At 63.5% G+C, this 12,706-nt stretch carries 17 protein-coding genes; 10 read left to right on the top strand and 7 right to left on the bottom strand.

All coding sequences use genetic code 11. From position 1 onward, the window contains the following. Positions 1-127 precede the first annotated feature (127 nt). Both J2W49_RS11740 and J2W49_RS11735 read right to left on the bottom strand, forming a co-directional pair. Positions 128-874: a LytR/AlgR family response regulator transcription factor gene (locus J2W49_RS11740; RefSeq protein ID WP_310315863.1), complete on the bottom strand. Its 747-nt coding sequence runs from the start codon at positions 872-874 to the stop codon at positions 128-130. Between the two features lie 51 nt (positions 875-925). Then, positions 926-1,987, bottom strand: a complete 1,062-nt coding sequence (locus tag J2W49_RS11735; protein ID WP_310315861.1) for a sensor histidine kinase — start codon at positions 1,985-1,987, stop codon at positions 926-928. Between the two features lie 145 nt (positions 1,988-2,132). On the opposite strand from J2W49_RS11735, the gene argH reads away from it, so the two are divergent. Next, positions 2,133-3,584: an argininosuccinate lyase gene (gene argH, locus J2W49_RS11730; protein WP_310315859.1), complete on the top strand. Its 1,452-nt coding sequence runs from the start codon at positions 2,133-2,135 to the stop codon at positions 3,582-3,584. A gap of 17 nt (positions 3,585-3,601) precedes the next feature. On the opposite strand, the gene J2W49_RS11725 is transcribed toward argH, so the two are convergent. Then, a complete protein-coding gene (locus tag J2W49_RS11725; protein ID WP_310315857.1) occupies positions 3,602-3,943 on the bottom strand; it encodes a hypothetical protein in 342 nt (113 codons plus the stop codon). Positions 3,944-4,075: 132 nt separating this feature from the next. Between J2W49_RS11725 and J2W49_RS11720 the strand changes: the two genes are divergently transcribed. From J2W49_RS11720 to J2W49_RS11690, 7 genes are all read left to right on the top strand, one after another. Next, positions 4,076-4,567, top strand: coding sequence for a bacteriohemerythrin (locus J2W49_RS11720; protein WP_310315855.1), 492 nt, complete (start codon positions 4,076-4,078; stop codon positions 4,565-4,567). Between the two features lie 62 nt (positions 4,568-4,629). Beyond that, entirely contained in the window at positions 4,630-4,839 is a 210-nt protein-coding gene (locus tag J2W49_RS11715) for a hypothetical protein (protein ID WP_310315853.1), read from the top strand. A 2-nt stretch (positions 4,840-4,841) separates the two neighbouring features. Beyond that, on the top strand, positions 4,842-6,062 hold the full coding sequence (locus J2W49_RS11710) for an HTH domain-containing protein (protein WP_310315851.1): 1,221 nt from the start codon (positions 4,842-4,844) through the stop codon (positions 6,060-6,062). A gap of 47 nt (positions 6,063-6,109) precedes the next feature. Continuing rightward, positions 6,110-6,781 carry a Vgb family protein gene (locus J2W49_RS11705; RefSeq protein ID WP_310315850.1) on the top strand — a complete coding sequence of 224 codons (672 nt, stop codon included), beginning with the start codon at positions 6,110-6,112 and terminating at the stop codon, positions 6,779-6,781. Between the two features lie 119 nt (positions 6,782-6,900). After that, complete coding sequence (locus J2W49_RS11700; protein WP_310315847.1) at positions 6,901-7,689, top strand: DUF899 domain-containing protein; 789 nt, start codon at positions 6,901-6,903, stop codon at positions 7,687-7,689. Positions 7,690-7,722: 33 nt separating this feature from the next. Further along, positions 7,723-8,436 (top strand): hypothetical protein, encoded by a 714-nt coding sequence (locus J2W49_RS11695; protein ID WP_310315845.1) that lies wholly within the window; start codon positions 7,723-7,725, stop codon positions 8,434-8,436. Next, entirely contained in the window at positions 8,433-8,810 is a 378-nt protein-coding gene (locus J2W49_RS11690) for a GFA family protein (protein WP_310315843.1), read from the top strand. The genes J2W49_RS11695 and J2W49_RS11690 overlap by 4 nt, the downstream gene beginning before the upstream one ends. A gap of 73 nt (positions 8,811-8,883) precedes the next feature. On the opposite strand, the gene J2W49_RS11685 is transcribed toward J2W49_RS11690, so the two are convergent. Together J2W49_RS11685 and J2W49_RS11680 are read right to left on the bottom strand one after the other, a co-directional pair. Beyond that, entirely contained in the window at positions 8,884-9,366 is a 483-nt protein-coding gene (locus tag J2W49_RS11685) for a GNAT family N-acetyltransferase (RefSeq protein WP_310316327.1), read from the bottom strand. Between the two features lie 91 nt (positions 9,367-9,457). Beyond that, positions 9,458-9,667: a putative motility protein gene (locus J2W49_RS11680; RefSeq protein WP_310315841.1), complete on the bottom strand. Its 210-nt coding sequence runs from the start codon at positions 9,665-9,667 to the stop codon at positions 9,458-9,460. Between the two features lie 335 nt (positions 9,668-10,002). Here J2W49_RS11680 and J2W49_RS11675 point away from each other — a divergent pair, with 335 nt between their 5' ends. Further along, a complete protein-coding gene (locus J2W49_RS11675) occupies positions 10,003-10,683 on the top strand; it encodes an Abi-alpha family protein (RefSeq protein WP_310315840.1) in 681 nt (226 codons plus the stop codon). Positions 10,684-10,716: 33 nt separating this feature from the next. On the opposite strand, the gene J2W49_RS11670 is transcribed toward J2W49_RS11675, so the two are convergent. Next, on the bottom strand, positions 10,717-11,256 hold the full coding sequence (locus tag J2W49_RS11670; RefSeq protein WP_310315838.1) for a pilin: 540 nt from the start codon (positions 11,254-11,256) through the stop codon (positions 10,717-10,719). A 119-nt stretch (positions 11,257-11,375) separates the two neighbouring features. Between J2W49_RS11670 and J2W49_RS11665 the strand changes: the two genes are divergently transcribed. Continuing rightward, positions 11,376-11,864 carry a GNAT family N-acetyltransferase gene (locus tag J2W49_RS11665; protein WP_310315836.1) on the top strand — a complete coding sequence of 163 codons (489 nt, stop codon included), beginning with the start codon at positions 11,376-11,378 and terminating at the stop codon, positions 11,862-11,864. Between the two features lie 81 nt (positions 11,865-11,945). Here the strand turns inward: J2W49_RS11665 and J2W49_RS11660 are convergent, their stop codons facing one another. Then, the gene (locus tag J2W49_RS11660) at positions 11,946-12,524 is read right to left on the bottom strand and encodes a chalcone isomerase family protein (protein ID WP_310315835.1); all 579 of its coding nucleotides are present in this window, start codon (positions 12,522-12,524) and stop codon (positions 11,946-11,948) included. Between the last annotated feature and the right edge of the window lie 182 nt (positions 12,525-12,706).

Raw genomic sequence — 12,706 nt, 5'->3', positions numbered from 1 at the left:
TCTCCGCTGTGTGGACGGGGCCCCGTTTGAAGCATGGCCGCATATGGCGTGCCTCTTTGTGGCCAAAATGCCCGGTGACCACGGGCATCTCCAGCGGACAGCGCACTGTCAACCGCCGTTTCCAGGTTCAGCCCATCAGGGCTTCTCGCACGGCGGCCAGTTGCCGGCGAGACACCGCCAGGCGTTCGTCGACCCCGTCGAGCCGCACCGTCCAGCCTTCGCCGTCGACCGGGTCGTTGTGTTTTTCCACCGCGCGCACGGCGCGGCGGGCCACCAGGGCATTGCGGTGCACGCGCACGAACAGATGCGCATAGCGCTGTTCAAGATCGCTCAGGGCACCGTCGTAGATGTGTTCCTTGTCGGCGGTGCGAACGGTGATGTATTTGAGTTCGGCCTTGAGGTAGATCACATCGGTCAGGGCCACGCGTTCGCTGCGGCCACGTTCCTGGATGATCAGGCTCTCGCCCATGCCACCACCGTCATGGGCATTCTGTTCAGACGCGCTGAGCTGCCGCAGCACTTTCTGCAAGGCCTGCTGCAGGCGCTCGCGGCGGACCGGCTTGGTGAGGTAGTCCACCGCTTCCAGTTCGAAGGCATGCACTGCGTGCTCGGCATAGGCCGTGACAAACACCACCGCAGGCGGCGCTTCCATCTGGCGCAGGGCGCCAGCCAGTGCCATGCCATCCACGCCGGGCATGTGCACGTCCAGCAGCACCAGGTCGCACTGGCCGCGCTGGATGTGTTCCATGGCCTGCACAGCGTTGCCGGCCTCGCCCACCACGTCGGCACGCGGATCGGTGCATTCGGCCAGCAAGGTGCGCAGCCGCGACCTTGCCAGCGCTTCGTCGTCAACGATCAATACCTTCAGTGTCATGTCGTGCTCCGTTGCCAGACCGGCTTCAATGCCTCGGTCTTCAATACCCGCTTATACCGGTATTTCCAATCGCACCTGAAACACCCCCTTGACCAGGGCGCTTTGGAACCGGCCTTGCACATCATGCAGCAGTGTCAGACGTTGCCGGACATTGTCCAGCGCCAGCCCGTGACCACGTTTGCCACTGCCCGCCGGTACCGTGTTGGTCACCTTGATGATCACCACCCCATCGCGCCGCTTGGTGCTGATGCGCACCACCGCGCCTTCGGGGCTGGGTTCCACCCCGTGCTTGACGGCGTTTTCCACCAGCGGCTGCAGGATCAGCGACGGCAGCTTGGCCTTGGAGGCGGTCTCGTCGATGCTCCATTCCACTTTGAGGCGGTCGCCAAACCGCACTTGTTCAATGGCCAGGTAGTGCTCGGCGAGTTCCAGTTCCTGCCACAGTGGCACGGCTTCCTTGGTGTCTGCCAGGGCATGGCGAAACAGTTCGCTCAGGTCTTCCAGCAGGTTTTCAGCCTTGGCCGGCTCTTCACGCACCAGCGCAATGGCGCTGTTGAGGGTATTGAACAGGAAGTGCGGGCGGATGCGTGCCTGCAGCTCAGCCAGTTGGGCCGTGGTGCCTGCGGGTGCACGCGCCTTGGCCCGCCACACCAGGGCTGCCACCAGCACCGAAGCCATCAAGCCACCCGCCGCCGCACTGGCCAGCCAGGGCGCATGATCCAGCAGCCCCATCCAGGCCAGCTGACCACAACCGTACAGGCCGGCCAACGCACCCCCAACCACGCCCACCGTCCACTGCGCCGGCATGGGCAGCTGGCTCAGCGGTCGCTTGAGTGCACAGGCCGCCAGCAGCCACACCAGCACGGCGGGCAACGCCGCGCTGGTGAGCACGGCCACTTCGGTGAACCAGGCCATCCAGGTTTGCGCCTTGAACAGGGCGGCCACCACCACCACGGTCTGCACAAACAGCACCGCGCGCATCACCACGCCGACCTTGCAGGTGTCGAACACCATTTCGCGCTGGCGCGCGACTTCGGGCATCTGCGACAACGGCAGGTTGCCTAAGCCGTGGTTCAAGTCCTGGAAGGTCGATAAAATCCGGGAGTCTTTCATGGGTGCATCACGGTCAGGGCCGCCAAAGGGGCGACCGTTGCCTTGCGGTCGTATTGTCTGTCGCAGCGATGATCAACTTGTCGCTACCGCCCATGCCTCTGGCGAAATCCGCCGTTCACCTCTCCATCCAGCCGCTGGCAACACCATGTCCACCAATCAACTCGATAAGAAATCCGAAGCCTGGTCCGCCCTATTCTCGGAGCCCATGAGCGAATTGGTCAAGCGATACACCGCCAGCGTCTTTTTTGACAAGCGGCTGTGGCTGGCCGACATCACCGGCAGCCTGGCCCACGCAGAGATGCTGGCCGTGCAAGGCATCATCGGTGCCGACGACCGTGAAGCCATCGAGCGCGGCATGGCGCAGATTCGCAGCGAGATCGAAGACGGCAGCTTTGAGTGGAAGCTGGACCTTGAGGATGTGCACCTGAACATCGAAGCCCGCCTGACGCAACTGGTGGGCGACGCCGGCAAGCGCCTGCACACCGGGCGCAGCCGCAACGACCAGGTGGCCACCGATGTGCGCCTGTGGCTGCGCGACGAGATCGACCTGATCGTGCCGCTGCTGAACGAGCTTCAGGCCGCCCTGGTGGACGTGGCGGAGAAGAACGTGGACGTGATCCTGCCCGGCTTCACCCATTTGCAGGTGGCCCAGCCCGTGAGCTTTGCGCACCACCTGCTGGCCTACGTGGAAATGTTCAGCCGCGACGCCGAGCGCATGGCCGACGTGCGCCGCCGCACCAACCGCCTGCCGCTGGGCTCGGCCGCGCTGGCCGGCACCACCTACCCGCTGGACCGCGAACGCGTCGCACGCACGCTGGGCATGGTGGATGAAAAAGGCGAACCGCAGGTGTGCCAGAACAGCCTGGACGGCGTGAGCGACCGCGACTTCGCCATCGAATTCACCGCTGCGGCCAGCCTGTGCATGGTGCACATCAGCCGCTTCAGCGAAGAGCTGATTCTGTGGATGAGCCAGAACTTCGGCTTCGTGAAAATCGCCGACCGCTTCACCACCGGCTCATCGATCATGCCGCAGAAGAAAAACCCAGACGTGCCCGAACTCGCGCGCGGCAAGACCGGCCGCGTGGTGGGCCACCTCATGGGCCTGATCACGCTCATGAAGGGCCAGCCACTGGCCTACAACAAGGACAACCAGGAAGACAAGGAACCGCTGTTCGACACGGTGGACACGCTCAAGGACACGTTGCGCATCTTCGTGGAAATGGTGGGCGGCCAGCCGAACCCGGCCACCGGCGTGAAGGAAGGCGGCATCACGGTCAACGCCCTGGCCATGGAAGAAGCGGCTAAAAAAGGCTACGCCACCGCCACCGACCTGGCCGACTACCTGGTAAAAAAAGGCCTGCCCTTCCGCGATGCCCACGAAACCGTGGCCCACGCAGTCAAGGCCGCCGTGTCACACAACTGCGACCTGTCCGAGCTTCCGCTGGCGGTGCTGCAGGGCTTCAACGCCAGCATTGAAAAAGACGTGTACGAGTGCCTGAGTCTGCGCGGCAGCCTGAACGCCCGCAACACGCTGGGTGGCACGGCGCCGGCGCAAGTGCTGCACCAGATCGCCCGGCATCGCGCGCGTTTGGGCTGAATGGCCCGGCCTGTCCATCAGTTGCAGTGGTCAGGCTGAGGCACTTCGGTGCACTGCTGGTAAGCCTCGGGCTTGAGGCCACCGCCCACCAGCCGGTAAGTGTCGAAACACGCCGCACTGAGCGCATACGCGTGCCATTGGCGCTCGCAGGCTGTCGTGTCGGCTGGCAATGGCGCGGTGGCGGGCTCCGCGCGGTCCTTGAAACGCTCAGGCACATCGGTGACCACGCGGTAGTACACGCGACCACCGTCGTCCGTCCAGCGGACCAGCTCGGTTGACTGAGCCGCCAACGACAGGCACAAAACGGCCGCCAGACCGAGCGATCGGCACAATTGGGGCCACAGGTGCTTCAGCTTCATGCCCCCTACGACCCGCTCAGCGGCTTGGGGTTCCAGGCAGCGCCATCGGTCTGCCGAACGGGCTGCTTGCCGTTTCCAGGGCTTGACGTGCGTCAAGCCGCTGCGAGCCCTCACCCGGTAGAGTCAATCCCCATGGAAGCCACCGCCCACCCCACCTCCGCCCTCGAATGGTCGCCCGCCCTCTGTGTGGGCGACCACCGCATGGACAACACCCACGCCGAGTTCGTCGACCAACTCAACCAGCTGTTGGCCACCCCCACCGACCAGCAACTGCCGCTGTATCAGGCCTTCCTGGCGCACACGGTAGAACACTTCGCACAGGAAGAACGCTGGATGCTGGCCACCGGCTTCTCGGCCGATAACTGCCACGCCGCCCACCACGCCACCATCCTGGAAACCATGCGTGCCGTGGAAACACACTTCGAACAGGGTGATACCGAAATCATCACCCGCCTGGCCGAAGCGCTGGCTGAGTGGTTCCCCCAACACGCCGCCAGCATGGATGTCGGCCTGGCGCTGCACCTGCAGTCGGTGGGCTTCAACACCCAGACCGAAACCCTGGTCGACCCCAGCGTGGTGCGCCCGGCCAGCATGAGTGGCTGCGGGAGCGTGAGCTGCAGTTGAGGCGCGAGCCGGACTGATCTGACCTGACGCCTTCCCCCAGCGGGGAAGGAGCAAGCCACGGCATGCGTCGTCTTGAATCGTGCCATGCCGATCACGGCGCAACGCTGGCGCCCTATATTCGCGGTATATCCCACCGGGAGACCGCCCTGAACACCACCACCGCCTTCACCATTCGCTTCTCGCAGGCGGTGCATCTGCCAGCCGATCAAGACCATGGACGTGTCCAGCGTCAACGCCCGGGTCAGCGCTTCGATGTGAGCATGACCAGCTGAACATGGACTCGCTGATCTCCGCCGCCGCCCGCGCCCTGGCCACCGGTGACCCGCTGGGTGCGCTCAAGCGGGTGGCCTTGCGCGATGATCCGCCGGCGCTGGCGTTGCGGGGCATTGCCATGGCACAACTGGGCGAGCACCCACGGGCGCGTGAGCTGTTGCGGCGCGCAGGCAAAGGCTTTGGTGCGCACGAGGAACTGTCGCGCGCTCGCTGTGTGGTGGCCGAGGCCGAAGTGGCGCTGGCCATGCGCGATGTCGGCGAGTCGCCGCGTGAGTTGCACGCCGCCGTGGCCACGCTGGAAGCACGGAACGACCGCGTCAATGCGATGCAGGCGCGACTGGTGGCGGCGCGCCGCAGCGTGCTGCTGGGCCGGCTGGACGAAGCGGCGGCCGCCCTGGCGCCGCTGGATGCCCAGGGCCTGCCGCCCCTGGTGGTGGCCGCCGCCGAGCTGACCCGCGCCGAGCTGGCGCTGCGCGCCCTGCACACCGGAACGGCCCATGCCGCGCTGGACCGCGCGCAGCAGGCCGCCGAACAGTCAGGGGTGCCGGCCCTGGTGGCTGAGGTGGCGCACACCCGAACGGCGCTGGAACAACCCGCCGCCCGCCTGTTGCAAAAAGAGGGCGAGCGGCTGCTGCGGCTGGACGAAGTGGAGGCGCTGCTCGCCTCCGGCACCCTGGTGATCGACGCCTGCCGGCACGGCCTGCACGCCGGTGGCCAGTGGCTGCCGCTGACGGGCCGGCCCGTGCTGTTTGCCCTGGCGCGTGCGCTGGCCGAAGCCTGGCCGGGCGATGTGGACCGCCGCGCCCTGATCGAACAGGTGTTCCGCACCCGCCGGCCCGACGAGACCCACCGCGCCCGCCTGCGGGTGGAGATGGGCCGCCTGCGCGCGCTGGTCGCCAGCATGGCCCACATTTCTGCCACGCCGCGCGGCTTTGCTTTGCAGCCGCTGGATCAGCGGCCGGTGGCGGTGCTGGCGCCACCGGTGGACGGTGAAGAAGCTTCACTGCTGGCGCTGCTGGCCGACGGCGCGGCGTGGTCCACTTCTGCCCTGGCGCAGGCCCTGGGCGTGAGCCAGCGCACCGTGCAGCGCGCGCTGGCCGATCTGGAAGCACAAGGGCGCGTGCGCAGCCTGGGTCAGGCCCGTGCGCGTCGCTGGCTGGCACCGCCGCTCACGGGTTTCACGACGATCTTGTTACTCCCCGCTTCGCTGCCGTTTGAATAGAGTCACGTCAACGCACCGACCTTTTGGTGTTCAACAGGAGATTGACGATGACCACCCTCACACCCCAGAAAGACACCATCACTCAGGCCGCCGAGGTCGTGCGCGAATACGGCCCCTTCCCCGGCGCCACCATGGTGGCCGGCGTCACACACGATGGCCAGCACGTGTGGGCCGCCGTGGGCCCGCACCTGGTGGCCTTTGACCCAGAGAGCGGTGAACCCGTGCGCACCATCGCACAGCCCGGCGACGCCGGCACCGCGTTCGACGGCACCCACCTCTACCAGATCGCCGAAGCGCGCATCGACAAGATCGACCCCGCCACCGGCAAAGTGGTGCACACCATTCCCGCGCCCGGCAAAGGCAACGATTCCGGCATGGCCTGGGCCGAAGGCAGCCTGTGGGTGGGCCAGCACCGCGACCGTAAGATCCACCAGATCGACCCCGCCACCGGCGCCATCCGGCGCACCATCGAATCCAACCGCTTCGTCACCGGCATCACCTGGGTGGACGGCGACCTGTGGCACGGCACCTGGGAAAACGACGAAAGCAGCCTGCGCCGCATCGACCCCGCCAGCGGCGCCGTGCTGGAACAACTGGACATGCCACCCGGCACCGGCGTGAGCGGCCTGGAGTCTGACGGTGCCGACCTGCTGTACTGCGGCGGCGGCATGAGCGGCAAGGTACGCGCCGTGCGCCGCCCCCGTCCCGCGCGAGCCTGATCGCTGCACCCTTTCCTTTCCCCTGAAACACCGTGGATGACCCACCTGCCTCCAAGGCGGGCAGGCCCCGGTGCGCCTTTTTTCAACCCCGAACGGCTCAACGAGCCAAGGAGCCTGCCATGACCGCCACGACTGCCACACTGACCGAAGCCACCCTCGCCCACCACCCCGTGGTGGCCCACGACCAATGGATCGCCCAGCGCAAGGCGCTGCTGGCACAAGAAAAAGCCCTGAGCCACCAGACCGACGAACTCGCCCGCCAGCGCCGCGCCCTGCCCTGGGTGCGCCTCGACAAAACCTATGTGTTCGACACGCCCCAAGGCAAGCGCACGCTGGCCAATCTGTTCGACGGCCACAGCCAGTTGATGGTGCAGCACTTCATGCTGGGCCCGGACTGGGAACAGGGTTGCCCAAGTTGTTCTTTCATGGCCGACCACCTCGACGGCATGCTGCCGCACCTGGCGCAGCGCGACCTGGCCGTGCGCGTGGTGTCGCGCGCGCCATTGGCCCAGATTGAACACTTCCAGCAGCGCATGGGCTGGCAGTTTCCCTGGGTGTCGTCACACGGCAGCGACTTCAACTTCGACTTCTGCGTGAGCTTCACCCCGCAGGACGCTGCGCGCGGTGAAGTGCACTACAACTACAGCACGCAGCCCTACACGGCGTCAGAATCGCCCGGCCTGAGCGTCTTCACCAAGGACGCCAGCGGCACCGTCTTCCACACCTACTCCACCTACGGCCGCGGGGTGGAAGCCATGATGGGCACCTACAACCTGCTCGACCTCACCCCCAAAGGCCGGGACGAAGACAGCCTGCCCTACACCATGGCCTGGGTGAAGCACCACGACCGCTACGATTCGGCGCCCAAAGCGACCACGGCCAACGGATGCTGCGCTTCGCACGCCTGATGCCCGCGAGTCAGAGAGGCAGCGAGGCTCACCGTGCAAGCCCCGACAGACACCCTGTGGCCCTGGCTGGTGGTGGCCGGCATGGGCGCCCTGCACGGTCTGAACCCCGCATCGGGCTGGGCCATCGCCGCCGCCTGGGGACTGCACGCGCGCAGCCGGGCACAGGCCTGGTGGGCGCTGCTGCCCATTGCGCTGGGCCACGCCGCTTCGGTGGCCCTGATGGCGGTGGCCGTGGTGTATGGGTGGTCGTTCGATCGCACGGTGTTGCAGCTTCTGGCCGCCACCTTGCTGGTCATCGTGGTGGCATTGCGCCTGCGGCGGCGCAAGGCTTCACCCCACCGTGGAACCAGCGACACCGCAGGCCTCGCCCTAGGTTCCTTTTTGATGGCTGGCGCACACGGTGCGGGGCTTATGCTGGTGCCCGCCCTGGTACCGCTGTGCCTGGGCACAGGCCCCCCGGTCAGCGAGGCCGCCACTGTGAGGCCACTCGCCCTGGCGCTGGCGGCAGTGAGCATTCACATGGCGGCCATGCTGCTGGTGACGGGGATCATGGCGGCCGGCGTATGCGCGGGCGCCAACCGTCTCACACGCTTGACCGGAGCCGCATGGAAGGCCCGGCGTGCGGCGGGCGCCCCACGGGGTGTACCGCTTAGTTCCAACTTGTCGAAACCCGAGACCCCTGATCGTCATGAGCATGCGGCCACGGCTTCAGAACCCGCTTCACACCCATTCCAGGCATCAACATGACCAACTCAACCACTCCCATCTCCACACCCACCCACACCGGCAGCTGCCACTGCGGCCGCATCGCCTTTGAAGTCCAGGGCGAGATCGACAGTGCCCTCGCCTGCAACTGCTCCATCTGCTCACGCAAGGGCTCACTGCTCTGGTTCGTGCCGCGAAGCAGCCTGCGGCTCAAGACGCCCGAAGACGACGCCGCCACCTACACCTTCAACAAACACCACATCCGCCACCGCTTCTGCCCGGTCTGCGGCATGCACCCCTATGGCGAAGCCACCGACCCGAAAGGCAACGCCGTGGCGGCGATCAACCTGCGCTGTGTGGACGGTATCGACCTGGCCGCCATTCCGGTACAGCAGTTCGATGGCAAGAGTGTTTGATGAGCGCTGGAGCGCACCGCCGCACCCTTACCCACGAGCGCTGCTGCAGGTGCCTGTGCAAATGAAGGGAACGTCAGCCGCGAGCCAGATCCAGCAGCCCCTGCCCTGTGAGGCGGTAGCGAATCCACTCGGACTGAGGCCGCGCACCCAGGCTGTCATAGAACTCGATGGCGGGCGTGTTCCAGTCCAGCACGCTCCATTCAAACCGCCCGCAGTCATGCTCCACTGCGATCTGCGCCAGGTGCCGAAGCAATGCCTTGCCCGCACCCAGGCCACGGTGCTTCGGGGAAACGTACAGATCTTCCAGGTAAAGGCCGTGGCGCCCCTGCCAGGTGGAATAGTTGAAGAAATACACCGCAAAGCCCACGGGCGTGTCCCCGTCCAGGCAGATCAAGCCGAACACCTTGGGGCTGGGGCAGAACAGCGTGCGCTGCACATGCTCAGGTGTGGCCAGCACCTCGCTTTCAGCTTTCTCGTAGATGGCCAGCTCGCGCACAAATTGCAGGATGAGATCGGTGTCTGCGGGCGTGGCTGGGCGGATGTGGAGTGTGGTCATCAATCGGGTTTCGCAGGTGTTCAGATCGGGGAAGTATCTGGCGAAACGCATGTCGGGTGAGCCTCCCTGGCCACCCGCTGCACCCTGGCGATCAGACCAGGGCGTTGACCTGCGTGCCCAACGACCCGTCACTCGCGAGCGGCAGATCGCCCGCCACGGCGTTCAGCAGCGCCGCAGACGCCGATGCCTGCATGTCCATGGCCTTCTTCAGCAGGCCGATTTGTGCGTCTTGCGAGGTCTGGTTGTTGCGTGTCTGAAGCACGCGGTCGACGAGCAAGGCGGGGGAGATGGTTGCGTCCATGGTGAGTCCCTGATTGGTGTTGGTTGCGTCACTATCGGCGTACAGCACGTTCTACTTTAGTTGCGGGTCCGGATCTCTTGCCAACCTGGCACCAAACCGTACAAAATGTCCGCGATGGCCTATACCAAAGTGCAGCGGCATTTGGGACTCCCTCCACAAAGGAACCCATCGCATCCCTCCATAATTCCTATTGCAACTCGTCCACCGCAAGCAAGTGAAGAATTAAGCATGCGTACTGTCAGCATGCAATTATCAAAATCCGACCCTTCTGTACACTTTCTGCAAAACCCAAACCTATCACTACCACGCAGATTTTTCATCAGCGCGAGGCACCAATGAGTATTGAAGAAAAAGCGGTTGAAGAAACAGCCAAAACATTAAGGCAGTACATTGATCCGATGTTATTGGCACCTTTATCCGAATTAGGCTTGCTTACAAAAGACAAAATAGCATTCTGGCGATTTAAGAATCAAGTCGAAATGCTCAAGAGAACCAAGGAAATTATTGACAATTCCGGATTTGACACCAAGACCATTAGCGCCTCGATTACACCTGACTTGGTGGTACCTCTTATAGAATCCAGCGGCGATTCAAGCGATCAGAATATTCGAGAAATGTTTGCAAGACTGCTCGCAAATGCAATAAAAAATCCTGACGGCGAGGTGGTACACCCAAGCTACGCAAAGGCGTTAAATCAACTTGCACCACTTGACGCATATCTGGTGAACATTCTATTTCAGCTTGTGAAGCGTTATGAAATAGCTCAAAAGGCAGGGCAAAAACTCAAAAACATAAAAGGCGAATTCCCCATATACCGCCAAATCATGCTAAATTTAGAATCAGCCCGAAAAACAACCGAGAAAACAGATGAAGTCATTACAATCTCATTTCAGAATATTAGAAGACTTGGCCTTTGCGATCAAGGCAAGGAAGTCTTAAACTTCCTAAATCGAAATGAAATCCTAGTCTTTACCGACTATGGATATTCGTTAGCCTCACAGTGCATTGACAACTAAAAGGTCGCGTCCGCTGAACGAAATTACCCCCTGCTAAAAACAGTTCACCGGCAAGTGAGCTTTGGCAATATCAGTCCTGTCGACACCCATCACCGTCATCTTCTCAGGCGCCTTCGCATGACCACAAACCCAGGCCACCGGCACGATGGGCGAGTCTTCCACCACGGCGGGGCGCAGCGTCAGCGTCTTGCCCTGCAGTGCGCCATTGGCGCGATTGCCGAAAAGAATGTGGATGGCACCCTCTTCCACCGTGATCGACTTCACCACGTTGTTGACCATCTTGTCGGCCGCCGGCAGGCCCGCGCTTTCGTTGTCTTCAGGCAGTGTCTGGGTGGTGGCCCAGGCGGCGGCCACGGGTCCTTTGGCGATGTTCGCCAGCGGCATGGCCTCGACGATGTTTTCGCGGATGTACTTGCCTGCCAGGCTGGGTGCGGCCAGTAGCGCAAGGATGGCGATGATGGCGACCACGACCATCAGTTCGATCAGTGAGAAGCCTTGGTGGTGGGGCTTGGAGGTTTTCACGTGGGTATGGGCGATCAGGTGCCGGCTGAAGATGGCTGCATTCTGCTGCATTGGAGTGAGCTGTCCGCGCGTGGCTTGAATACCATCCACTCTGCCAACAACCGCGCCGTCGTGGGCTCGCCGTCGACGACGCTCCTCATCACTGCTTTCCCTTCAAGCGATAAACACCCATGACCATCCATGTGCGTCAAGCCAGGCCTGAAGATGCGGCGGCCGCGTGTCGAGTGGTTCGCAACGCCATCGAACAGTGCTGCGCAGAAGACCATGAGGGCGACCCGGCGCGCATGGATGCTTGGTTGCGAAACAAGACACCTGAAAACTTCGTCACCTGGATTCAACGCGACGATCTCTATTGCGTCGTTGCTGGGGGTAAGGCCGATGTGATCGGCTTTGGCATGGCATCGGCTGCAGGCGAACTTCTGCTTTGCTACGTTGCCCCGGCAGTGCTCCACCAGGGCGTTGGCAAGGCGTTGCTGCAAGAGATTGAGCAATGGGCGAGCGCCGCCGGGCTCACCGAACTGCGGCTGGAAAGCACGAAAACCGCCCTGGCTTTTTACAAGCGCAATGACTTTGTCGCGTGCGGGCCAGCTGTGAGCTTTGCCGGCATGGCAGGCCACCCGATGCGCAAAGTGTTGCCTGACGCGGCACCCCCCAAATAGGGTGTGAAGTCCACTAACGGGTGAAGGCGCTACAGACCCAATGGCGCCGCAAGTGCGGCTGTGCCGGCGCCCGGTTCAGGTTCATTGGCCGCCGAGCAAGGCCTCTTTCAAGCGCATGTCGACCGGCGAGCTGCCCAGCCAGATGCGCAGGATCATCTGGAAGAATTCGGCGTCGTCAACGGGCTGACCCTGGGCCTCGCCCTGGATGAAAAACTGCGTGCCTTTGCCCGGAACGAACTCCATCGCAAAGGTGTGGCCTTCGGCCAGGAAGCTTTTGCCCGAAAAGATGTCGATCAGCCGCGTGGTGGCAGGTATGTGCCGACCCATCAGTTCGGGGGAGTTGTTGTCTTTCAAGCCGCGCATGAAAGCCAGCCCCAGATCGGTGCCCGACACCTTGCGCAGTGCGACAAAGCTCAAGCGCTTCGGGCCGGGCTGCGCCAGCACCGCCTCTGTGGTCTTGGCGACGGCAGGCAGGTACATCGCCATGTCGTACACCTTGAAGATCGCCTTGTAGCGCGTGCCCGTGCCATTCAATACCAGCGTGGTGCCGGCCAAGGTGGTGGTTGCTTCAAAGGCGGTGGCGGCACCCGCCACGCCTGTGGCAGCGAGCAGCGCTGTGGCCAGTGCCAGCCTGAGGAAGTTGCGGGTGTTCAGCGCCATCGGTTTGTCTCCCGAGTTGTGGTTTTGCGGAAAATGTATCCAGATGTGAAGTATGAGCAGTGGCGGTGCCCGCTCAGCGGTCGGGCGCTACCGTCTGGCGTCAAACGCACGATCGTTTGAAGCAGCCAATTCTTTAAAACGGGGCATCGATCCAAGCGAGCACACTTCCCGTACAGTGCTCA

Origin of the sequence: Hydrogenophaga palleronii (genome assembly GCF_031457455.1) — a bacterium.
Lineage (GTDB): Bacteria > Pseudomonadota > Gammaproteobacteria > Burkholderiales > Burkholderiaceae_C > Hydrogenophaga > Hydrogenophaga palleronii_A.
This window is presented reverse-complemented; position numbering and strand designations above follow the sequence as displayed.